Annotated in this window: 22 protein-coding genes and 1 pseudogene; 7 read left to right on the top strand and 16 right to left on the bottom strand. The window is 64.0% G+C overall.

What is annotated here, in order from left to right; all coding sequences use genetic code 11:
- Window positions 1–46 precede the first annotated feature (46 nt).
- Window positions 47–580: an MgtC/SapB family protein gene (locus HV765_RS14440; protein WP_054422686.1), complete on the top strand. Its 534-nt coding sequence runs from the start codon at window positions 47–49 to the stop codon at window positions 578–580.
- A 129-nt stretch (window positions 581–709) separates the two neighbouring features.
- Here the strand turns inward: HV765_RS14440 and HV765_RS14435 are convergent, their stop codons facing one another.
- From HV765_RS14435 to HV765_RS14400, 8 genes are all read right to left on the bottom strand, one after another.
- Entirely contained in the window at window positions 710–1,456 is a 747-nt protein-coding gene (locus HV765_RS14435) for an SDR family oxidoreductase (RefSeq protein ID WP_054423308.1), read from the bottom strand.
- Between the two features lie 183 nt (window positions 1,457–1,639).
- Window positions 1,640–2,008, bottom strand: coding sequence for a cupin domain-containing protein (locus HV765_RS14430; RefSeq protein ID WP_054422685.1), 369 nt, complete (start codon window positions 2,006–2,008; stop codon window positions 1,640–1,642).
- A 99-nt stretch (window positions 2,009–2,107) separates the two neighbouring features.
- Window positions 2,108–2,917, bottom strand: coding sequence for an AraC family transcriptional regulator (locus tag HV765_RS14425; protein ID WP_175170102.1), 810 nt, complete (start codon window positions 2,915–2,917; stop codon window positions 2,108–2,110).
- 18 nt (window positions 2,918–2,935) lie between these two features.
- Window positions 2,936–3,322, bottom strand: a complete 387-nt coding sequence (locus HV765_RS14420; RefSeq protein WP_054422682.1) for a VOC family protein — start codon at window positions 3,320–3,322, stop codon at window positions 2,936–2,938.
- A gap of 60 nt (window positions 3,323–3,382) precedes the next feature.
- Window positions 3,383–4,384, bottom strand: coding sequence for a formylglycine-generating enzyme family protein (locus HV765_RS14415; protein WP_054423307.1), 1,002 nt, complete (start codon window positions 4,382–4,384; stop codon window positions 3,383–3,385).
- A 91-nt stretch (window positions 4,385–4,475) separates the two neighbouring features.
- On the bottom strand, window positions 4,476–5,135 hold the full coding sequence (alkB, locus tag HV765_RS14410) for a DNA oxidative demethylase AlkB (RefSeq protein ID WP_175170101.1): 660 nt from the start codon (window positions 5,133–5,135) through the stop codon (window positions 4,476–4,478).
- A gap of 2 nt (window positions 5,136–5,137) precedes the next feature.
- Window positions 5,138–5,848: a 2OG-Fe(II) oxygenase gene (locus HV765_RS14405; RefSeq protein ID WP_054422680.1), complete on the bottom strand. Its 711-nt coding sequence runs from the start codon at window positions 5,846–5,848 to the stop codon at window positions 5,138–5,140.
- Between the two features lie 207 nt (window positions 5,849–6,055).
- Complete coding sequence (locus HV765_RS14400; RefSeq protein WP_054422679.1) at window positions 6,056–7,600, bottom strand: phospholipase D family protein; 1,545 nt, start codon at window positions 7,598–7,600, stop codon at window positions 6,056–6,058.
- Between the two features lie 73 nt (window positions 7,601–7,673).
- Here HV765_RS14400 and HV765_RS14395 point away from each other — a divergent pair, with 73 nt between their 5' ends.
- Both HV765_RS14395 and HV765_RS14390 read left to right on the top strand, forming a co-directional pair.
- Window positions 7,674–8,243, top strand: coding sequence for a helix-turn-helix domain-containing protein (locus HV765_RS14395; protein WP_054422678.1), 570 nt, complete (start codon window positions 7,674–7,676; stop codon window positions 8,241–8,243).
- 88 nt (window positions 8,244–8,331) lie between these two features.
- Window positions 8,332–8,853, top strand: a complete 522-nt coding sequence (locus tag HV765_RS14390) for a GNAT family N-acetyltransferase (protein WP_420840120.1) — start codon at window positions 8,332–8,334, stop codon at window positions 8,851–8,853.
- Here HV765_RS14390 and HV765_RS14385 read toward each other — a convergent pair.
- The 6 genes from HV765_RS14385 to HV765_RS14360 form a co-directional block, all read right to left on the bottom strand.
- Entirely contained in the window at window positions 8,834–9,832 is a 999-nt protein-coding gene (locus HV765_RS14385) for a hypothetical protein (RefSeq protein WP_175170099.1), read from the bottom strand. The genes HV765_RS14390 and HV765_RS14385 overlap by 20 nt on opposite strands.
- Window positions 9,810–10,802: a DUF6708 domain-containing protein gene (locus HV765_RS14380; RefSeq protein WP_156336506.1), complete on the bottom strand. Its 993-nt coding sequence runs from the start codon at window positions 10,800–10,802 to the stop codon at window positions 9,810–9,812. Before HV765_RS14380 ends, HV765_RS14385 begins: the two co-directional genes overlap by 23 nt.
- Window positions 10,780–11,766 (bottom strand): hypothetical protein, encoded by a 987-nt coding sequence (locus HV765_RS14375; protein WP_175170098.1) that lies wholly within the window; start codon window positions 11,764–11,766, stop codon window positions 10,780–10,782. Before HV765_RS14375 ends, HV765_RS14380 begins: the two co-directional genes overlap by 23 nt.
- Window positions 11,763–14,516 (bottom strand): toxin VasX, encoded by a 2,754-nt coding sequence (locus HV765_RS14370; protein WP_175170097.1) that lies wholly within the window; start codon window positions 14,514–14,516, stop codon window positions 11,763–11,765. Before HV765_RS14370 ends, HV765_RS14375 begins: the two co-directional genes overlap by 4 nt.
- Window positions 14,517–14,901: 385 nt before the next feature.
- Window positions 14,902–15,234, bottom strand: a complete 333-nt coding sequence (locus HV765_RS14365; protein ID WP_054422673.1) for a hypothetical protein — start codon at window positions 15,232–15,234, stop codon at window positions 14,902–14,904.
- 226 nt (window positions 15,235–15,460) lie between these two features.
- Window positions 15,461–16,357, bottom strand: a complete 897-nt coding sequence (locus tag HV765_RS14360; protein WP_175170096.1) for an alpha/beta fold hydrolase — start codon at window positions 16,355–16,357, stop codon at window positions 15,461–15,463.
- Between the two features lie 114 nt (window positions 16,358–16,471).
- Between HV765_RS14360 and HV765_RS14355 the strand changes: the two genes are divergently transcribed.
- The 3 genes from HV765_RS14355 to HV765_RS14345 all read left to right on the top strand — a co-directional run bounded on the left by HV765_RS14355 (window position 16,472) and on the right by HV765_RS14345 (window position 18,906).
- On the top strand, window positions 16,472–17,359 hold the full coding sequence (locus tag HV765_RS14355) for a LysR family transcriptional regulator (RefSeq protein WP_175170095.1): 888 nt from the start codon (window positions 16,472–16,474) through the stop codon (window positions 17,357–17,359).
- A 291-nt stretch (window positions 17,360–17,650) separates the two neighbouring features.
- A complete protein-coding gene (locus HV765_RS14350; protein WP_175170094.1) occupies window positions 17,651–17,797 on the top strand; it encodes a hypothetical protein in 147 nt (48 codons plus the stop codon).
- A 212-nt stretch (window positions 17,798–18,009) separates the two neighbouring features.
- Window positions 18,010–18,906 (top strand): SDR family NAD(P)-dependent oxidoreductase, encoded by an 897-nt coding sequence (locus tag HV765_RS14345; RefSeq protein ID WP_175170093.1) that lies wholly within the window; start codon window positions 18,010–18,012, stop codon window positions 18,904–18,906.
- A 46-nt stretch (window positions 18,907–18,952) separates the two neighbouring features.
- Here the strand turns inward: HV765_RS14345 and HV765_RS14340 are convergent, their stop codons facing one another.
- A complete protein-coding gene (locus tag HV765_RS14340; protein ID WP_054423304.1) occupies window positions 18,953–19,732 on the bottom strand; it encodes a sulfite exporter TauE/SafE family protein in 780 nt (259 codons plus the stop codon).
- 155 nt (window positions 19,733–19,887) lie between these two features.
- On the opposite strand from HV765_RS14340, the pseudogene HV765_RS14335 reads away from it, so the two are divergent.
- Window positions 19,888–20,769: pseudogene (locus HV765_RS14335) on the top strand (LysR substrate-binding domain-containing protein); the annotation flags it as partial.
- A gap of 118 nt (window positions 20,770–20,887) precedes the next feature.
- Here HV765_RS14335 and HV765_RS14330 read toward each other — a convergent pair.
- Window positions 20,888–22,291, bottom strand: coding sequence for an MATE family efflux transporter (locus HV765_RS14330; RefSeq protein WP_054422669.1), 1,404 nt, complete (start codon window positions 22,289–22,291; stop codon window positions 20,888–20,890).
- Window positions 22,292–22,315 lie beyond the last annotated feature (24 nt).

Below are 22,315 nucleotides of genomic sequence, written 5' to 3'. Positions count from 1 at the left end.
GGCTGCCTGCTATGCTGCTTTTCACTTGTGCCCCGAGGAAGCGGCGATGACGGAAATCTGGCTGGAAATCTGGTCCACCGTGCGTAGCGAGTTTGCGGATATTCCTGACGTGGGCGAAGCCACGCGCATCGTGCTGCGCTTGGGTATGGCGGTGATATTGGGCGGCTTGCTGGGGTACGAGCGCGAACGCAGCGGCAAGGCCGCGGGCTTGCGCACGCACATGCTGGTGGCGTTGGGCGCCGCCATCTTCGTGCTGGTGCCGTTGCAAGGCGGCATGCAGGTGGGCGACATCAGCCGCGTGCTGCAAGGGGTGATCGCCGGCATCGGCTTTTTGGGCGCGGGCGCCATCATCAAGCTCAGCAACGAGCGCGAGATCCATGGCCTGACCACATCGGCCAGCATCTGGATGACGGCGGCCATTGGCGTCGCGGCGGGCATGGGCCGCGAGGCCACGGCGCTGGTCAGCACCTTGATGGCGTTATTTGTGCTGGCGGTATTGCGCCGCGTTGAAGCGCGCATTTCCGCCAAACAGGAAAAAACCGTGATCGCCTCGGATGACAAACCCGTGCGCAATGGTTGACCGGCGTCGCGCCCGACAGCAAGCCGGTGCGCAATGGTTGAACGGCGTCGCGCCCGGCGGCAAACCGGTGAGCAATGGATGAACTGCGTCGCGCCCGACGGCAAGCCGGTGCGCAACGCTTGAACGGCCTTAGCTGCCGCCGGACACGTCGATGAACGAACCGCTGGTGTAGCCCGCTTCGTCAGAGAACAGCCACATTACCGCGCCCGCCACTTCGTCCACCGAGCCGCCCCGCCGCAGCGGGATCACGCTTTTCAGCCGATCGACCCGGCCGGGTTCGCCGCCGCTGGCATGCATGTCGGTGTAGATCGTGCCGGGGCGTACGCCGTTCACCCGGATGCCTTCTGGCGCCACTTCCTTGGACAGCCCGATCGTCAGCGTGTCCAGCGCGCCTTTCGATGCGGCGTAATCCACGTATTCATTCGGTGAACCCAGACGCGCCGCGGCGGATGACACGTTGACGATGGCGCCGCCTTGGCCACCATTGCGCGTCGACATCCGGCGCACGGCTTCGCGCGCGCACAGGAATGCGCCGATCACGTTCGTGGACAGCACGCGCATCAGCCGGTCGGCATCCATCTGCTCCAGCCGCATCTGCGTTTCAAGAATGCCGGCGTTATTGACCAGTGCATCCAGCGGGCCCAGCCGCTCGTCCAGCGTGTGGAACATGTGGACCACCTGATCTTCCTGCGACACGTCGGCCTGAATGGCCAGGGCGTTGCCGCCTTCGCGCTGAATCTCGGCCACCACCGCATCGGCGGCATCGGAGTGGGTGCGGTAGTTGACGCCGACGGCGTAGCCGCGGCGGGCGGCAAGTTTGGCGACGGCAGCGCCGATGCCCCGGCTGCCGCCGGTGACAAGCATGACTTTGGACATGATTTTCTCCTGCGTGTCTGTCACGGTAGCAGAACGGGCAACGCCCATGGTCAACGTCTGGGCTAGGCTCACGGCCACCGACACGCCCAACGTCAGATCCAGACGTCAAACCCAGACGTCAAACCCAGACGTCAGATCCAGACGTCAAACCCAGACGTCAGATCCAGACTTCAGACCCACACGTCAGACCCAGACGTCATTCGGGGCGCTGCGCTCGCCGCCCTGATCGCCGGTATTGACGACGCCACAGGGTTCGACCAGCATCAGATGCGCTTCCTCGACGGCGCAGGGCTTGTGCTCCACGCCTTTGGGGATGACGGTCATTTCGCCGGGGCCTAGATCGATATGGCCGTCGCGCAAGTCGATGCGCAACCGGCCGCTGATGACAATGAACGTCTCGTCGGTATCCGCATGGCTGTGCCAGACGAATTCCCCCTGGACCTTGACGACCTTGAACTGGTAGTCGTTCATCTGCGCGATGACCTTGGGGCGCCACTGCTCAGAAAACAGCGACAGTTTGCCGGCGATGTTGATGGCGGGAATGGGGGACATGGGCGCACCTGCTGAAGTGGAAGATGCCTGAGCATAGGGCGCAGCCAGGCGCGCCGTCTTGTACGTTCTTGCAGGTTTTTCGCGCAAACCCCGCCTGCGCTACGCGTGCAGCATGCGCCGCCAGCGGTCGGGCGTCATGCCGTAGGTTTGCACGTGACGGTGCGTCAGATGGCTCTGGTCGGTGAAGCCGGCGGTGCCCGCAGCGGCTGCCAGCGGCAGACCGGTCGCGATCAGCCGGCGCGCCAGATCCAGGCGGCGCAGCATCACATAGCGATAGGGGCTGGTGCCGAACAGGGCGCGGAAATCGCGCGATAGGGTCCAGCGGTCCTGGCCGGCCGCGTGCGCCAGTTGGTCCAGCGTGATGGGCTGGTCGAGCGTGTCATGGATGAACTGCCGGGCGCGTTCGGCGGCCGGGTAGTCGGGGCGGCGCCGGCCCTGGGGCCGTCCGGCCGCGGCGCTAAGCGCCTGCGCCAGCTCATACAGCGCGTCGTCTTCTTGCAGGGGGTCGATAGCCGCGCGCGTGCTTTGCAGCAACGTCTCGCTTGCCGCCCGCAGCCGAAAATCGTCCGAGATGCCGCCCGCGATGAACGGCAATGGCCGGCCGCCCAGAATCTGCTGAATCAGCGCGGGCTCAACGTAAATCATGCGGTAGTGAAAGCCGGCGTCGGTGCCGGCTTGCCCGTCGTGGGGCTCGTCGGGATGCAGCACGATGGTGCCGCCGGGCAGGCTATGGCGATAGTCGCGCCGGTAGTTGAAGCTTTGCACGCCCGACAGCGTGCGCCCGATGGCGTACGTGTCGTGGCGGTGCATGTCGTAACCATGGCCGCCGAAGTAGGCTTCGATGCGCTCCACGTGGCCACAAGGCGCGGCGCGGAGTATCCAGTCCTGTTTCGGTGTGGCGGCTGCCATGGCGGACTTGCGAAGGGCTTACTTCTTCACCTGCACCAGTACGAATTCGTTTCCGTACAGGTCGATGAAGTGGGCGTAAACCGTGGTGTCGTCATGGACGGGCTCTTTGGTGAAGCGCACGCCGCGGGCGGCGAAGTTGCTGTGGTCGCGGACCACGTCGTCGGTGTAGAACACGCCCACCGGCTGGCCACCGGTCTGGTCGCCGACGCGGTCGCGTTGCGCCTGGGTCAGCGCTTGCAACAGCCAGACGCCCACCGCGGGTTGTTCCGGCAGGCGCAGGTGCACATACCGTTGCTGGCCCACGGGCATATCAACGAACACCTCCATGCCCAGCTTGTCTTGATAGAAGGAAATGGCGGTGTCGTAGTCGTTCACGAGAAGGACGAGACGGCCCAGCGAATGCATGTCAGGACTCTCTTTGAGGTTAAGCGTGCGGCTATGCTAACCCGTCGGGCGGGCTTTCCCTTAATCGGCCTCGCGCAATAGCCGCAGGCCGACCAGCGGGTAACGGGTTTCCTGGGTATTCCAATTGCGGTAGGACGAGCGCGTGTACAGCGCCCAGGTATGCCAGGAGCCGCCGCGCCGCACCCGCACATTGCCGCTGTCCGGACCTTTCGGGTCATCGGTGGGCGAGTGCGCGTAGTAGTCTTCGCCGTACCAGTCCGCCACCCATTCCCAGGCGTTGCCATGCATGTCGTACAGGCCGAAGGCGTTGGGCGCATAGCTGGCCACGGGCGCCGTGAACGTATAGCCGTCGTGGCGGGGCGAGGCAAAAGCGTGCCATTTTGGCCACAGCGGTTCGGCGTCGGCGTCAAAGCCGTTGCCGGCGTCGGGCATGTTCAAGGGGTCATCACCGTTCTGATACCGCGTGCGGGTGCCGGCGCGGCAGGCGTATTCCCATTCGGCTTCGGTGGGCAGGCGGTAGACGTGCCCCTCTTTCTGGGTCAGCCAGCGTGCCAGCGCGGTGGCGTCGTTCCAGCTGATGTTGACGACAGGGTGGTCATCCGTTTGCGCAAAGCCGGGGTTCTTCCAGGAATAGCGCCGGTCGCGTCCTTCGAAAGCGTCGCCGCGTTCGGATTTGTCGGGGTCGTAGGCGGCGTTGTAGCCGTAGCCGCCCGTGCCGTCGGCCTCGGACTCCGGCACATATCCCGACGCTTCGATAAAGCGGCGGAACTGTCCCACGGTGACTTCGGTGCGCTCCAGGTAGAACGGACGGGTGATCCGCACGGTGTGCACGGGCGCCTCGTCAAACAGCTGGGTGAACCGGTCTTTGGGATATTGCGGGTAGTCGCGGGCCAGGGTCTCGGCCGATTCGTCGCTGCCCATCTGAAAAGTGCCGGCCGGCACATGGATGAAGCGCATGCCCAGCGAATTTTCGATCAGAGCGGGGGGCTCGGCGGCCCAGGCCGGGGCCGATAGCAGCAGACAGGCAAGCAACAGACGGGGGCGGGGGCGCAGGAAAGGCATGGGAATGTCGTGAGCGCGCGGGCGCGGGGCCAAAGGTGCGCCATAGTATTGCCGCCGCGCGGACGCTGCCAGACGCGGGGAACCCTGATAGTCAGCCCGCTTTGCGCAGCGTGAAGTTGATGCGCTGGCTGCCCAGCTTGGGGTGCGGCAGGTCTTTCATGGGCATGACGCCGTGATAGCGCAGCCGGTCCACCCCGCCCCAGACCACCACATCGCCATGAAACAGCGGCACGCGCCGGGTCTTGTCCGACCGCTCGTTGCCGCCAAACAGAAACACCGCCGGCATGCCCAGCGACACCGACACGATGGGCGCATCGTAGTCGCGTTCGTTCTTGTCCTGATGCAACGACAGCCGCGACCTCGGCTCGTACCGGTTCACCAGGCAGGCATCCGGCGCAAAGCCCGGAAAACCGGCTTCGGCTGCCGCCGCCTGAGCCAACCGCAGAAAAGCGTCGGGCAGATCGGGCCAGGGGTGGCCGGTCATAGGATCGATGCGCGAGTAACGATAGCCGCGCGCATCCGTCGTCCAGCCCAGCTGTCCGCAATTGGTCAGCGCGACCGACATCGTGTAGCCGCCCGGGGTGTCCATATGCCGGAAGGGAGATTGCGCGGTCACGTCGACCACGCCTTGCATCAGCGCGTCTGCATAGGGCAACGCAAAGCTGCGCAGCACGAAGGATTGCGGGCCGATCGCTTCGCGCCCGTGCTGCGCGGTGTCGTCGTCGCCAAACAGATCAAGCGTTGGAGCCAAGGCTATTGAGCGTCGTGAAAGATCAGGCCCAGCGTGTGGCGCCGCCCGGTGCGCAGGGTGCTGACCCCGTGCCGCATGGCGGTCTTGCGCCAACCGCGTGTGCCCGGCACCGGCCGTTGGTTCACGGTGAAGATCAGCGCGTCGCCCTGTTGCAGCGGCAGGACCTCGGCGCGCTGTTCGCGGCTGCTGGTTTCGGTCATGACAAATTCGCCGCCCGTGAAGTCCTGCCCCGGGCGCGACAGCAGAATGGCGACTTGCAACGGAAACACGTGTTCGCCATACAAATCCTGATGCAGGCAGTTGTAGTCACCGGGGCCGTATTGCAGGATCAGGGGCGTGGGGCGCCGTTGTCCGGCGCTGTGGCAGCGTTGCAGGAACGCGGCGTGATCGTCGGGATACTGCACGGCGATGCCCATCTGCCGGTTCCAGCGGTTGGCAATCGGCGCCAGCCGCGGATACAGCGCCGTGCGCAAGTGTTGCAGCAGGGGCGGCAGCGGATAGGAAAAATACTTGTATTCCCCGCGCCCGAACCCGTGGCGCGCCATCACGATACGGCTGCGGTAGCGGTCCGCCGCTGAATAGCCGCCGGCCAGTTCGCTGCATTGCGCAGGCGTCAGCAGCGCGGGCGCAATGGCATTGCCGTGCGCATCCAGCGAGTGGGTGATCGCGGTCCAGTCCAGGTCAGGCAAGGGGGCGGCGGGCAGGGCGGTCATGGGGGGCGCTGAGGGTTTGCTGAGGTTTCGCGAGCCGCTTAGCTGCGCCAGGCGACGGCTAGTTGCGGCAGGTCGCGGCAAGTTGTGGCAGGTCCTTGCAAGTTGCGGCAGGTCGCGGCAAGTTGTGGCAGGTCGTGGCAAGTTGCGGCAGAAGCGTTCAGTCTACGCCCGCGCTGCTCGCGCCGAACTCCGCTTGTTGCGACGGCTTCACAACAGCGGCTCCAGCGGCAGCAGCGACACGAACCAGACGGAAAACCGTTTCCACATCGTCGTGCCCGGTTCGGTGTCATGGCGAATGGTCTTGCCGTCGCGTTGTTCGAGCCAGTAGAGATCGCCTTTGTCGTCCAGGCAGACGCGGTACGCCACGTTCGGGATGTCCTGCTTGAACGCCTGAGCGATGTGGCCGGCCAGCGTGGGGCTGTCAATCACGAATCCCAGCTCCGTATTCAGCGTGGCCGAACGCGGGTCAAAGTTGAACGACCCCACAAAAATGCGCTCTCCGTCCACGGCGAAGGTCTTGGCGTGCAGGCTCGAGCCCGAGCTGCCGAACGGACCCATGCTTTTGTTGCGCTCCACACCCCCCGCCTTGCGCTTCATTTCAAACAGCTCGATGCCGCTTGCCAGTAAATCCTTGCGGCGCTTGGCGTAACCGGAATGCACCACGGCCACGTCGGTCGCCTCTAGCGCATTGGTCAGCACCTGCACCTTGACGCCGCTTTGCGCCAGCTTCGCGAACGCCTCCGTGCCGGTCGCCGTCGGCACAAAATAGGGCGACACCAGTTCCAGGTCGGTCTTGGGCGCGCCGATGATTTCATGCAGCTGATGCGGCAGCATGGCCTCGGGCGGCGCGGTGCCGAGCGTTTTGCGCGGGTCGTCGCTGACCATGCGGGTGGTCGCCCATTCCAGGCTGAGATCGCCTTGCATCAGTTGCCGGATGAAGGGCAGCTGCCGCATGGCTTCAGCGTAGGCGGCCGCTTCGGGCGAGCGCTCGACCTTGCTGGCCTGCTGCTCCAACGCCTGTAGCGCACCGGGTTCCGCCGGCTTCAACAAAAGATCCACCGGGTAGGCGGAATCGCTGGCCCAGTAGCGGTCGAAATCCATCGACACGTCATTGACGGCCGCGCCGATGGCCAGCACGTCCAGGTCGGTGAACAGCACATTGGTGGTCGCCCCGAAATACTCGTCGCCGATATTGCGGCCGCCGATGATGGTGGCCTGATTGTCGGCGGTGAAGGACTTGTTGTGCATGCGCCGGTTCAGCCGGCTGAAATCCGTGACGTATCCCAGCGGCTTCGGCCAGCGCAGCACGAAGGGGTTGTACAGCCGCACCTCGATATTGGCGTGCTCGTTCAGCGCGGACAGCACCGGGTCCAGCCCGGCGGTGCCGTTGTCATCCAGCAGCAGGCGCACGCGCACGCCACGGTCGGCGGCTTCGTGCAGCGCTTCCAGCAGCATGGTGCCGGTCATGTCGTTGTGCCAGATGTAGTACTGCACATCCAGGCTGCGCTCGGCGGCGCGCGCCAGCATCATGCGCGCGGCGAAAGCGTCATAGGCGTTGGGCAGCGGGTGGATGCCCGACTTGCCGGGATGCGCCGCCGCCACGGGAGCAATGCCCCGGCCCAGCGGCGTATCCGCGGATTGTTCGGGCGTCAGCGCGGCAGATTCGCTGCGCTTGTCCAGCGGTGGCAGGCTGCACCCGCTTAAAAACGAAAGGCAGAGGGCGGTCATGAGGAGGGGTTTGGCCAGAAGCATGCCGTATTGTGCCGAAATTTTCCGCCCCGCCTGGTGCTTGACAGGTTTTCGTATTTGAGAGAAATTCCCTAATATGGAAAATACGAATCTCGACACCGATCTGGACCGCCGCATCGCCCAGCGCCTGAAAGCCCTGCGCCAAGAGCGTGGCTGGTCGCTGGACGAACTTGCGGGCGTGGCGGGCGTCAGCCGCGCTACCTTGTCACGGCTGGAGAACGCCGAGGTCAGCCCCACCGCCGCCGTGCTCGGCAAGCTGTGCGCCGCGCACGGCCTGACCATGTCGCGCCTGATGATGATGGTCGAAGACGACTTCGCGCCTCTGGTGCCCGAACACGCGCAAGCCGTGTGGGTCGACGACAGCGCAGGCTTTCGCCGCCGCTCGGTGTCGCCGCCCGCCCAGCAACTGGCGGGCGAAGTCCTGGCCTGCGAACTGGCCCCGGGCGCGCGCATTGCTTACGAACAATCCCCCCGTCCGGGTCTTGAGCACCATCTGCTGATGCTTGAAGGCGAACTGCGCATCACCGTCGATGGCCAAACGCATGACCTGGCCCCCGGCGACTGCCTGCGCTACCAGCTCTTTGGCGCCAGCCTGTTTGTCACCCCGCCGCAACGCGGCGCCCGTTATCTGCTCTTCATCGTCTGAACCCGCCATGAGCCTAGACCACGCCAATACTGAAGTGACCCGGATCGAATCGAGCCGGACCGAAGCAAGCGGGACCGAATCGAGCCCGATTGAGGTGACTCTGCTGACAGCCGAGGCCGCCCGGACCTGCCTGAATGAACTGGGCGACGTGCTGCACGCCTGCGTGCACGGCGGCGCCAGCGTCAGCTTCGTCCTGCCGTATTCGCCTGAAGACGCCGAAGCCTTCTGGCGCAACAAAGTCCAGCCCGCCGTGGAAGGCGGCAAGCTCTTGCTGTGGGTTGCCCGCCAGAACGGCCGCATCGCGGGGGCCGTGCAACTGGACATCGACACGCCGCCCAACCAACCGCATCGCGCCGAGATCCGCAAACTGCTCGTCCACCCTGACTTTCGCCGCCAGGGCATCGCGCGCGACCTGATGCGCGCAGCCGAAGCGCAGGCGGTCCAGCTCGGCCGCAGCCTGATCACGCTGGACACCCGCACGGGCGACAGCGCAGAACCCTTGTACGCGTCGCTGGGCTATGTGGCGGTAGGCCAGATCCCCGGCTTCAGCCGCGACCCGCATGACGCGGGCAAGCTGGATGCGACAACGATCATGTACAAGCGCGTGTGACCGGGGCAAGGGGATCGGCAAAGCCACAGAGCTCGTCGATCTCTTTGGGGAAGGACGTGTATGGCACGTTGTATTCAATGAACTCGGCGAGGCTGTCGGGGAAAACGATGCAGATCAGCGCCAGGATTTTCGCGGGGATCAACAGCGGCGCCCATCGCTTGCCCTTTGGCGTGGCAAGGTCACGCCGGAATTTGTCGGCCCAATTGCGGTAGAAACGCAGGAAGGTTTGCTTGCGGGACAGGCGCGGCGGGATGGGGGGCGGCTTTGGCAGGTTGCTTTGGCCGTGCTCCATGAAGGTTTGGAGGTAATCCCAGAGCTGTCTGGCAGAGTCGCCATCGTCACGCCAGCCCAGGTTGCCGCATGACACGCAGATTTCTTTTGGAGGAGATCGGGTCCAGTCGGTCGCGATCAGGTAGAGGGGGTAGCGGCTGGTGTAGCCCGCTGCGCTGATGATGGGGATGTATCCGGCCAGAGCTTGGAGTGCGTCCCAGTCGAGCGTCAGCAGGCGTTCGTCGCGTGGAGTGACGAAATAGAGTTTGCGGGTGCCACGATGGATGCGGATGAAACCGCCGCGGAATCGACCGAAGACGGTTCGATTGCACAGGTAGATTGCGCCGGTGATTTTGACTCCAAACCACGGTAGTACCGCAATCAAGAACCAGCCTGTCGTGCCAGGCGGACGTTCCGGTGTCAGGAAGACGGCAATGGCCGTCAACATCATAGAGACGATGAGCGCCATCACCATGGATACCCCGATGCCGCTCGCGTAAGTATTTCGAATTTGATTGCCATAGGATTCGAGCTCGATACATTGGTCGCTTATCTGACGCACGCCGAGAGATTCATCGATTGGAGTGGGGCCGCCAGAAATCGAACGCGATGCGGGTCGTGCGCGAGCGAGCGTCTTGGCGCCGATCAACAGAGTCCGAGGAAGCCGTTCTACCGTGGGAGCGTGGTCATGAATCAACGCGTTCACCATTCAGCCGCATGATCGGAACGCGCTTTTCCACGAAGCCACAGAGTTCGTCGATCTCTTTGGGGAACGAGGTGTATGGCACGCCGTAGTCAATGAACTCCCCGACGCTATCGGGAAACACGATGAAGATCAGCGCGAGGATCTTGGCGGGAATGACCACCATCGCCCATCGCTTTCCTTTTGGGGTGGCGAGGTCACGGCGGTACTTTGCCGCCCAGTCGCGATAGAAGCGCAGAAAGGTCTGTTTTCGGGATAGGCGGCGGGGAATGGGAGGCGGCTTGGGTAACGCGTCGGGCCCGTGCTCCATGTAGATCCGCAGGCAATCCCATAGCTGCTGGGCGGAGTCTCCATCGTCTCGCCAGCCAAGGTTGCCGCATGACACGCAGACTTCCGTGGGGGGTGTTTGAGTCCAGTCAACGGCGATCAGATAAAGAGGATATTGGCTGCTATATCCTGCTGCGCCGACCGTGGGTACGTAGCCGGCCAGAGCTTGAATTTGGTCCCATTCAAGCGTCAGCAAGCGCTCGTCTTGAGGCGAGACAAAGTAAAGCTTGCGCGTGCCGCGATGGATGCGAATGAAACCGCCACGGAATTTTCCCCAAGAGTAGCGAGTGATAACGTAGGGAATACTGCCGAATGCCGCCGTCATCACTGGATTCAAAAACAGCAGCAACACTATCGAAGGCGTGAGCGAATCTGGATCGAATATCGTAATAAGCGTCGAAATAACCGTGCCCAAGACGAACATCGCACCGATGCCGCCGGCGAACGCATTGCGCATCAGATTGCCAAAGGGTTCCAGCTCTATGGCATGTTCGTTGATACGCCGTATCGCGAACATGCCTTCGCTTTCCGCGTCAATGGGTTTTGGACGGCGAACGTCACGATACGCTAGCCCCTTAGCACCGATCAGCAGCGATCGAGGAAGTCGTTCCACAATTTGAGTGTGATCATGAATCAATGCGTTCACCATTTAGTCGCATGATCGGAACACGCTTTTCCTCGAAGCCACAGAGTTCGTCGATCTCTTTTGGGAACGACGTGTAAGGCACGTCGTATTCAATGAACTCCGCGATGCTGTCGGGGAACACCATGCAGATCAGCCAGAGGATTTTGGCGGGGGCCCACAACGGCGCCCAGCGCTTGCCTTTAGGCGTGGAGAGGTCGCGGCGGAATTTTTCAGCCCAGTCACGGTAGAAGCGCAGGAAGGTTTGCTTGCGTGCAAGACGGGGAGGGATCGGAGGAGGACCGGATAAGGACGTCGGGCCATCTTCCATAAAGACCTGCAAGTAGTCCCACAGTTGTTTGGCGGAATCTCCGTCGTCACGCCAACCCAGGTTGCCGCAGGCGATGCAGATTTCCTTTGGTGGCGTCGACTCCCAATCGATCGCGATCAGATATAGGGGATAAAAACTGGTGTAGCCCGCCGCGCCGACGACAGGGATGTATCCGGCAAGGGCGTGGAGTTGCGCCCAGTTCAGCGTCAGAAGGCGCTCGTCGCGTGGGGTAACGAAGTAGAGCTTCCCGGTGCCGCGATGAATTCGGATAAAGCCGCCACGAAACTGGCCCATATAGAGCGAGGTGATTAGATACCATGCGACGCTGGTTGCCGCCATGAACCACGGCCCCAAGAACAACATGAACCAGATTCTGACGGTGATGGGGGCGGGCGTAATAGACCACAGGAACGCTGACATACACACGCCCAGTACGAACAGAAACCCGATGGCTTTCGCAGAGCCGCTGCGGACCTGGTTTCCATAGGGTTCCAGTTCTACGCATTGCTCATTCAATCGACGAACGCCGAGTGCGGCTTGGACCTCCAAGGGGACGGTGGGAAGGTTCTCTCGCTTGACCGGGCCGCGAACGAATCTCTTGGCTCCCAATAGGAGACTGCGGGGGAGCCGCTTAACGATGTCATCGTGGTTCTGGCTCATTTCGGCGCTCTGACGGGCGCCAGTTTGGCGGGATCGATGGAGTCAAAGAAGAAACTCGATGAAGTAAATACAAGCGGTTCAGGCGCGCCCGGTTGTTCCAGGCCGATCGTCGGCAGTTCTTTTGGATCGGGCCGGTAGAGATACTCCAGTTTGACCTTGGCATCCTCGTGCATGCCGATGCGCCATCCGCGCTCAGCGCCCTTGTCATCGGTCAATGGGCCGATAACGTACTGCGTATGGAGATCCACGCAAGCTCCGGGCGTGCAGAAAGCGATGGTGTCATCCACGCGTTCCAAGTCCTTGCCGTAAAGCGTGACGTGGAGTTTGGATTGAAAGTCGTCTTGCCCTGCTACTTCGGGCAGGGTGCAGCGCAGACGCAAGGTGCCGGCAATACCGCGTAGGGCCTGCCATTCCGGGGTGATGAGGGGGCTGAAATGCAAGCTGTGCCAGGCATCCAGTTCTTGCGCCAATGTGAAGCGCGGCGTGACGACACCCCAGGCAGAGTGCTTGAGCCAGATTTCGAGTGGGCTGTGTTGGGCGTCATCGGCTTGAAGGGTGAAGTAGATGACGGCACTCATTGCGAGGATGGCAATGACTGCCCAGCCGGCTGGGGTTAGGCCTAGGACGGCGACGGCCTTACCACTGCCCGCCAACGTGGCCGCCGAGGCCATCCCTCCTGCTCCTGTAGCCACCGCCAATACTCCACCGGCCAGTGCCGAGTAGAGATACATTTGCGCTTGTTCAGGGTTCTTATCGTTGCTTTGCGCGTCGGCCGCGCGAATAAGGTCTGTCAAGGAAAAAATGCTTGCGGCCGTGGTTGCGGCGGCCGTGGATAGCAGCTTGATTCCAGCCAGATTTGCCTTGGTTCCCAGGTTTACGCTTCCGCGGCGTGCAGCAGCAGTTGAAATGCCGAGGGCTACGGCATCTAACGTTGCACCCATGAGAGCCGCACCTGCGCCCAAGATCGACGTAAAGCTGATAGCGGATTTGTTCTTATCCCACTCCTGTACCGCATTCCTCATCCCCCAAATCGCCAATGCACCCCCCAGGCCTGTCGACGCCGCCCCAGCCGCCGCCCGCATCCGCTTCAAATTCCGCATCAGCGGGTTCCCTTCCTGGTCCATCGCCTTCGCTTTATCGACTACTGTCGTCGTAGTCACGGTTTCCCATTCCCACACCTCGATGTTTCCCACTTCCACGCTCGCCGCAGCGCCCTTAATCGTCGCAGGCATAAACGCCCCGGGCCAACGCACCGCCACTTCCTTCCCCATTGCCACATACCCCTGCAATTCCGCGCTGTACGCCAAGTACCGCTGCGGTGTCACCAAGCGGCGTCCCACGGTCACGCCAAACCTTATTTCGCCGATATGCCGCAATCGCCTGACCTGGACCTCGGCGATGTCCGCGTGTGCTTTGGCCAGAAATGGCCATAGCAACTGAGTCAGCAGGTTGGTGACCAACGTGCCAGGCCGCTCTTCCAGAATGCGATCCACCGCATCAAACACGCCCTTACCGATAGTGAGCGGTTCCGCCAGCCGCATCATCAGCGGTTTGTCGCCGGCGCCCAGCGCACGCCACAACGGGCTGATATCCGGCGCAGCCTCAATATGCTTCGCCAATTCCGCCAGCCCCTCGTCCGAATGCACCGCCGCCCCAAAGCAATGAAGCACGGTTGTTTCAAAGCTGCGGGCGTTTCGCGCGCAGCGCTGGTCGAAGAGGCTAAACGCCTGCCCCAGCAATCCCGCCGCGTTGACGCGTTGCAGCCAGGCGACGACGTCTGCGCAGGCGCGGGTGATGTCCGTCTGAAAGGCCTCCACGCGGGCTTGGTACGCGGGAATGAAATCGCGGGCGCCTGGCAAGTTCACCAACGCCCGTTGCCGGGCCAGCGCCGTCAAGGCGGGAGGCGTGGTGCTGTTGGCTTCGGCTTGTTTGAAGTACGCGTCGATCAGGCCGGCGCTGTTTAACCGATGCTTGCTTTGCGCTTGATAGTCGTCGCGCTTTTTGACTTCGGTGGCGCACAGGTAGTTGAGCTCGCTTGCGATGCCCACGGGGTCTTGCAGCACCACCGCCAGCGGCACGATGTCTTTGCGGGCGCGTAGCGCAGCGTACATCTGGCTGATGACGTCACTGACATCCGGGTAATGCTGCGCGGGCGTGATCTCGCTCCAGGCGTAATACATCGGCACGCGGCTCAGCGTGGGCCGGATCAGTTCGGGCGTGGATACCGTCAAGCGCGCCGCGTGAAACACGTGGGGCTGGTCCGGGCCGCCGGTGGGCGTGACGACGGTAGCCAGGGCGTCGCGCAGGCCGTCCGTGTTCTTTTCTATTTGCCAAAGGGTGTCGTGCGTCAGGATTGTGTCGCTGATCAGCAGATAGACGGGGCCGTTGATGGCGGCGGGCGGGGCCAAGAGGTAAGGCGCTGCGCCCGTGACGTCTGGCCGCGATTGTGAACCCGGGGTCGAGTGTTCGTAGTCTGCGTCGCCCCACCAAATGGGCGCGAAGCGGATGTCTTCAGTGACTTGATAGTGCCGGTTCCACATCTGCCCGTGGTCGAAGTACAGCAGATAGACATAGGTGCCGGGGCGCAGCACGCGCAGGCCATAGGCCTTGCCGCCTTGCAGGACGGGATAGCCCGGGGTCTTCAACATGGTGTGAAGATCGCTGCGGTACGGGGCATCGGCGATGCCGTAGCGCAGCGGGTAAATCGGCACGCCCGCTTCGCAAGGTGGCGGCGAAATGGCCTTGCCCACCTGCTTGGCGCTGGGATGCGGGGTCTGCAAGGCAGTGGGGCAGGCGCGGGTGGTCATGACGGGCTCCGTTCTTGACGTCACGGCTTGAAAGGCCGGATAGCAGGCCGAAAGGGCGGCCATAGGCTGCTATGCAAGAACGGTGCCAGGTTAAGGAATAAAAAAATAATCCTTGTAAATCAATTGGTTGGGGAAAATAAAAAAGATCGCCAAGCGACACTCGTGCGCCAAGCGCTAAAAAACAGGGGTTTTTCACGGGAAATCGGGCCAGATTTGACTCGATTTTTCTAAGTCATTGATTAACCACAATAAAAAACGGGCCAGATTTGACCCGATCGAGTCAAATCTGGCCCGCTCTCCCTGCGCTGTGTGGGCAGGGGGGCGAAATTCAAGCCAGCGGCTTGATGCCCACGCTGTACGGAGGCGCGTTGCCGCGCGCGGCTGCCTTGATCTTCAGCATCGAGCCGCCCGGGGTGAATTCGAAGTCCTGAAGCGGCACTTCAAACCACTGGTGGAAGCTGGTGCGGGAAAATTCGGGCACCCAGACCTTGGCGCGCTTGGCGTCGCAATGGAATTCGACCAGCGTGCGGTCGATGCCCAGCGGGCGGGTGTTGCCGATGCGGTAGCTGACGCGCAGTTCGGCGCTTTCGGTCGAGCCGGGGCGCCAGGTCAGGCCGATGGATTCCATGAATTGTTCAATCGCCTGAATACCGCGATACATAGCTGACTCCGAATGCTGGCGGGCGCCACGCGCCCACGAAAAGCCGCCGCATGGGGCGGCGGGAAACAGACGGATTATCCGCCATTCCGGGCGGGGCTGCCCAGCGGGCGGCGTGCGGGGCGGCGCGGGGGCGTTGTGGGGGGACGGTGTAGGGCCTGTTTGGCGGCGTTGTGGGGGCGGTGCAGAGCCTGTCTGGCGGCGTTCGCTCCCCGCGTGCAAAACGGCTTCACGCATCCGTTTTTGCGCAGAACTTCAGGATCGCGTCGGCCACCGCTTGCGGCGCTTCCCGCTGTGGAAAGTGGCCCACGCGGTCCAGCACGCGGCGTTCGTAGCCGCTGCTGAAAAAGCCTTCCTTGCCTTCCGATGTGGCGGGTTGGTTGCAGGCGTCGGCGCCGCCGTGCAGCACCAGTGTGGGCACTGTCAGCACGGGGGCGGGCGTCAGCAAAGCGTTGTCGGCGTCGTAGGCGGAATCACCCGGTGCGTGGCCCCAACGATGGCGGTAGGAATGCAACACCACGTCGGCCCAGTCGGGGTTGTCAAAGGCGCGGGCGGCCTCGTCGAATTCCGCAGGCGTATACCAGGGGCCGGGCGACCAGGTGTCCCACATCATGCGGGTGAAGGCGCGGCGGTCGTTGCGCACGGTGGCCGCGCCACGTGGCGTGGCCATGTACCAGTGGTACCAGTAGTTGCGGGCCTGCGTCAGCGACAGAGGCTGGTTGGGGTCGTTCGTGCCGTATCCCACCGACAGCAGCACCAACCGCGCGGCCACGCCCGGACGCAAACCGCAGGCGTTGGCCGTGGCGCGCGCACCCCAGTCGTGGCCCACCAGCGTGGGGTGTTGTAGGCCCATCGCATCAATGAAGTCCAGCAGGTCGCGGCCCAGCGCCGCCAGTTCGCCGCTGCGTGGCGTTTCGGCATGACGAAAGCGGGTCGGCCCAAACCCGCGCAACGCAGGGCACAGCACGCGGTAGCCCTCGGCCGACAGGCGCTCGGCCACGGGAATCCAGCCTTCAGGGCTGTCCGGCCAACCATGCACCAACACTGCGGTGCGGGACCCGGCGGGGTTCCATTCCAGGTAAGCGATATCCAGCACGGGGGTCTGGACGTGGGCGTAGGCGGCCATGATGCGGTTCCTTCTTTCGGTGACGGTGCTGTCACGATAGCGTCGGCGCTTGTCATGATTCTTGATGAATAAGCGCCTATTATCAACAAATCATGAACAGAGGGAGGTGGGACGATGGATACCCCCAACGCGCCGACCGGCGCCGTGCTGGACCTGACGCTACTGCGCACGTTTCTGGAAGTGGTGGACTGCGGCGGCTTTGCGCTGGCCGCCGACGCGCTGTCGTTGACGCCGTCTGCCGTCAGCGGCCACATCAAGCGGCTGGAAGTGCTGGCGGGCGCGACGCTGCTTGAGCGCACCACGCGCAGCTTTGAAGTGACGCCCGCGGGCGAGACGCTGTATGCCTACGCCCGCAACATCGTCGATCTGGAACGCGAGGCGCGCGCCCGCTTGAGCGGCACGCGATTGAAGGGCCGATTGCGCGTCGGCTCATCCGAGGACTTTGCGGGGGCGTGGCTCGCCGAGGTGCTGTCGGCCTTTCATCGCGGGCATCCGGAAGCGTCCATTGAATTGAAGGTGGGCGTGACGGCGGACCTGCTGCGCCAGCAGGCGCGCGGCAAGCTCGACGTGGTGTTCGGCAAGCAATGCGAGCGCGTGCAGGACGACGGCGAACTGCTTTGGGAAGAGGAATTGGTGTGGGCTTGGGGCGCGGACAAGGTCTGGACGCCCGGGCGCCCCGTGCCGTTGGCGGTGTTTCCCGAACCCTGCGTGTATCGCGAAGCGGCCATCACCGCGCTGGGTAAAGCCCAGCAGGAATGGTCGCCCGCCTTCGAAAGCGGCAGCATGGCGGGCTGCCTGGCGGCGGCGCTGGCCGGTTTCGCGGTGGCGCCTGTTGCACGCAGCCAGTTGCGCGAAGGGCTGCGCCCCTTGTCGCTTGACGACGGGATGCCTGAATTGCCGATGACGCGCTTCTACGCGTTCCTGCGATCCGCACAACCCGCCGTGCAGGCGCTGGTGGCAGCGGTCAGGCAGACGGGCCAGCGGCGGCGCTTCGGGCGGTGATGCCGGCAGTGACCCGGGCAGTGACCCTGGCAGTGAAAGCGGCAGTGAAACCGGCAGTGAAACCGGCAGTGACTCGGGCAGAGACTCGGGCAGAGACTCGGGCGGAAATTCGGGCGGAAGTTCGGGCAGAGTTGCGGCGCTGGCGCCACCATCGCCCGCCCAATGCTATCGACCCCATTGAGTAAAGCAAATGGACGCCACGCGTCATGGCCCGCACCATGACGCTCATGTCCTCTATAAGACCTGCGCCGATTACGCGGGTCAGCTGGACGCTTTATTCAAGGAATCAACATGGCAAATTTCATCCTCGCATTGGTCAACGCTGAACTCTCGCTGTTTGGTGTGCAGACAGACAATGAACCCGTCGTAGCAGCGTCCGCCGTTGCCGGCAACGCACCGAGCTTTGACAGCGAACACTATCGCAGCGCCTTGGGTTGATGCGGTTGGCCTGACGCGCCAAGCCTCGCAAAACATCATCGGAGAAATAGGCAGGTTTCACGCAAGAACGAGCCTGTACGCATCGCCGCGCGATTCTTAATATCCCTACCAGGCTCAGAGCCGATGCCGTCGAGATGAAAGCATCGGTTCCCGCCGCGCCGCCCAAGCATCTTGCCGGCGGTGGCAAGCAGCAAGCAAGGGAAGGGAATCGCATGAAATCCGAAAAAATCTGGTTGGTGACGGGCGCGTCGGCAGGCTTGGGCCTGGTCTTGGTGAAGCTGTTGCTGGACTTGGGGCACAAGGTGGCGGCGACGTCCCGGGATGGCGATGCCTTGCTGGATGCCGTGGGCGCCAAACTTGAAGGCCAGTTTTTGCCGCTGACGGTGGACTTGGCGGACGAACGCAATGTGCGCCGCGCGGTGGACGCTACCGTCGCCGCGTTCGGCGGTGTAGACGTCGTGGTCAACCACGCCAGCGTTGCACCTCAAGGCGCGTTAAGCCAACTGCCCGACGGTGACGTGCGTGCCGCATTCGACATCAATGTCTTTGGCATGCTCAACGTGATCCGCGCCGTGCTGCCGCGCATGCAGGCGCAAGGCGGCGGGCATGTGTTCAACCTGTCGTCGATTCTGGGTTTTGATGGCGGCCATGCGGAGTGGGGCGCCTACAGCGCCAGCAAGTTCGCGGTGGCAGGCTTGACCGAAGCGCTGGCGGCGGAAGCGGCGCCGATGGGCGTGCGCGTGTCGTTGGTGTACCCGGGCGCGATGCAGCCCGACTCAAGATCCGATCGCCGCTTCGGCAGCGCCGCGCTAGCGACCGCCGCGGTTTCGACCGCCGCGGTGACGACCGCCACAGCGCCCAACTTCATCGCGCCAGAACAAGCCACGCGCGATCCGCAACGGCGTGAGTCGGGCGCCGACCCGGTCAAGGCCGCGCAAGCGTTGATCCAGGCGGCCGAGGCGCAGTACGCGCCGCTGCATTTGTTCCTGGGGCGCGACGCGTTTGATCAAGCGCGCGGCAAGATTCATTCGGTGCAACAAGAGCTTGCGCGCTGGCGCGAGATGTCGGTGTCCATCGGCTTTGTCGACGAACGCCGGCTGGCTGCGTAACGTCAACCGGATAGCGATTCACAGCGCGGGCCGCGATGGCCGGCGCTTACCCCGGCCATCCTTGCACCACCTGGTACGCGCCCAACAACGCCAGGCTGATCATGAAGCACAGCTTGAAGGTGCGCGCCGATAACTTGTCGCGCAGCGCCTGCCCCAGCGCCATGCCGGCCAACGCGGGCAGCAACATCAACACCGACGCGCCTGCCGCGGCCGGGCTGTAGCCGCCGTTCAGCCACAGGCCCGCAGCCAGCGCCACGGTGGATACCGTGAACGAAATTCCCATCGCCTGAATCAAGCCGTTCTTGCCCAGGTTCAATGCCTGCAAATAGGGCACCGCGGGAATCACGAAGACGCCGGTCGCGGCCGTGATGACACCGGTGATCGCGCCCACCACCGCGCCCAGCACGCCCTCGTGCCGGACGGGAACCGCGGGCGGCGTGCCAAACAAGCCCCACGCCGCATACGCCACCAGCGCCAGCCCCAAACACACGCTGGCCCAATGGCCGCTGGGCGCGCCCAGCCACAGCGCGCCCGCAATCGTCCCGATGCAGACGCCCACCTGCATCGTGCCAATGCGGCGCAAGGTCTGAAGCAGCGTGGGCCACGGCCGCGCTTGCCACAAGTTCGTGATCAGTGACGGCACGATGAGCAGCGCGGCGGCCTGCGCGGGCGCCATCACCAGCGCCAGCATGGCCATGGATATGGTGGGCAGACCCAAGCCCACCACGCCCTTGACCAGACCGGCCAGCACGAACACCGCCACGGTGATGGCCAGCAGTTGCGGCGTACCGTCGGGCAGCACGTTGAACGAATTCAATGCGTTCATGATGCGCGCTCGCATCGATTTCTGATTGTCATTTACCGGCCTTCGTATGCAGATGCCAAAGCTGGATTCTGCGCCGCGATACGCGCGAATCCGTATCGGGATCTTGCGTAGCGGGCCTATGGTTGCGCCTGAGGCTGGCGTGCTACGCTGCCCGAATGCGATTCGACCTGACCGATCTCCGGCTCTTCCTGAACGTGCAGGAAACGGGCTCCATCACGGCGGGCGCCAAGCGTTCCCACATGACGCTGGCGTCTGCCAGCGAACGCATACGCGGCATGGAAGACACGCTGGGCGTGCCGCTGTTGCTGCGCGAGCATCGCGGCGTGGCGCCGACGCCGGCAGGGCGCACGCTGGCGCATCACGCCCGGCTGGTGCTGGGGCAGATGGACCGCATGCGCGGTGAACTGGATCACTACGGACTCGGCTTGAAAGGCCACGTTCGCGTGGTGTGCAACACCACCGCGCTTAGTGAATACCTGCCGCCGGTGCTGGGCGAGTTTCTGAAGGACCACCCCCGCGTGTCGGTGGATCTGGAAGAACGCACGAGCCATGAGATTGCTGACGCGCTGCGTGCAGGCATGTGCGACATCGGCGTGCTGGCGGATTCGGCGGACCTGCATGGCTTGCACACGCGCACGTTCCGCCATGACCCGCTGACATTGATCGTGCCGCGCGGGCATCCCTTGGCAGGCAGCTCGGCCGTGACGCTGGCTGACGTGGCCGATGGGGAATTCGTGGGGCTGGTCGAAGGCAGCGCGCTTCAAGCGCACATCGCGCACCATGCGCGGCGCACGGGGAAGCCGTTGTCGTACCGCGTGCGTCTGCGCAGTTTTGATGCCGTGTGCCGGATGGTCGGGCAGGGCGTGGGCATTGCGATTGTGCCGCGCGTGGCCGCGGTGCGATATGGCCGGGCGGCTGGCGTGCAACGCGTGGCGCTGGCCGATGATTGGGCCACGCGCGATCTGGTGTTGTGCGTGCGCGAACCGCTGCCGGCCTACGCCGCCGAGCTCGTGTCGTATGCGTTGCGCGATGCGCCCGTGACCGTGGCGTCGGCGGCGCGGGCCGCGGCCACTGTCACATCTGCTCGGGCCACAGCCGCTGTCACATCTGCGCGGGTTGTGGCCCCAGTCACATCTGCGCGGGCCGCAGCCGCTGTCACGTCTGCGCCCCAGGCCGAATCCGGCGCAGATGCCCGCGTTCGAACCACGAGCCGGACGCGACAGCGCTCAGGATGATCAGCCCGTAAAGGCTCATCGCTACCGCCGCCACCAGGAAGAACACCGTCAGCGACCCGGTCAGATGCAGCGCGACGCCACCCGCGCCCACGGCCATCAGCAGACGCAGCAAGCCCGCCAGCAACGGCCACTTCAGCCGCCCCGCGCCTTGTGAGGCGAAGTACATCGAAAACCCCATCGCGAAAAATCCGTACACGGGGCCTACCGTGCGCAGGTAGGTGGCGCCTGCTTCCAGCATGTGGTCTTCGGCGCCGAACAAGCGCAGCCACGCCTCGGGAAAAAATGCCGCCGCCAGGCCGATGGCTTCGGCCAGCACGAAGGCCATGGCGCCGCCCGTCAACGCAATTTTCATCGCGCGCTCGGGTTGGCCCGCGCCGATGTTGGACGCCACCATCGCCACCATCGGCGCGCCCAGCCCGAAGGCGATCGGGATCAGCAGATACTCCAGGCGCACGGCGATGCCATAGCCCGCCACCGCAGCGGTGCCGGCGTACGCGCCGACGAGCGCGGCGGTCAGCGCCACCAGCGCATTCGTCAACAAGGGATTCAGCGTGGCCAATGCCCCCACGCTAAGAATGCTGCGCATCAGGCTCAGGTGCAGCCGGCTGGCGACCAGCCGCGCCGGGTTGCGGCCGCTGGCGCAGTACGCGCCCAGAATCAGCGCGCCCACGCCGTAGTAGATGACCAGCGCCCAGCCGCCACCCGCAACGCCCAGCGCAGGAAACGGCCCCCAGCCGAAGATCAGGCAGGGCGATAGCGGAATCAGCAGCAGCGCGCCGCCACAGATCACCGCGCCTGGCACCAGCATGTTGCCGGTGCCGCGGATGACGCTGGCAAACGCATTCATCAGCCACATCAACACGATGCCGCCGAAGATGACGTTCGAGTACGCCAACGCGGCGTCCAGCGCTTCGCCTTTGGCCCCCAACGCGCGGTACAGCTGCGGCCCGAAGGCCAGCAACAGCACGCAAAACAGCAAGCCCAGCAAGGCGTTCAGCACAACGGCATGCAGCACTAATTGATCAGCCTCTTCTTGCCGCCCGCCGCCCAACGCGCGCGCCACCGCCGCAGAGATGCCGCCGCCCATCGCGCCTTGCGACATGTTGCCCATCAGGAACAGCACCGGCACCACCAGCGCCACGCCCGCCAGCACGGATGTGCCCAGCCGTGCCAGGAACCAGGTTTCGATCAGCCCCGTGGCCGACTGCGCCGACATCATCAGGATGTTGGGCCACGCCAGACGAGCCAGCGTGGGGGCGATGGGCGCTTCAAGCATGGCCTGCAAGCGCGCATTGGCGGGGCGTGGCGGGGGAGTCGCTGACATGGACGGTGGCAGAGGGCGGAGGAG

This window comes from Achromobacter kerstersii (assembly GCF_902859595.1).
Taxonomy (GTDB): Bacteria; Pseudomonadota; Gammaproteobacteria; order Burkholderiales; family Burkholderiaceae_B; genus Achromobacter; species Achromobacter kerstersii.
Note: the sequence above shows the minus strand (reverse complement) of the source record. Positions and strands in the feature narration are given on the sequence as shown.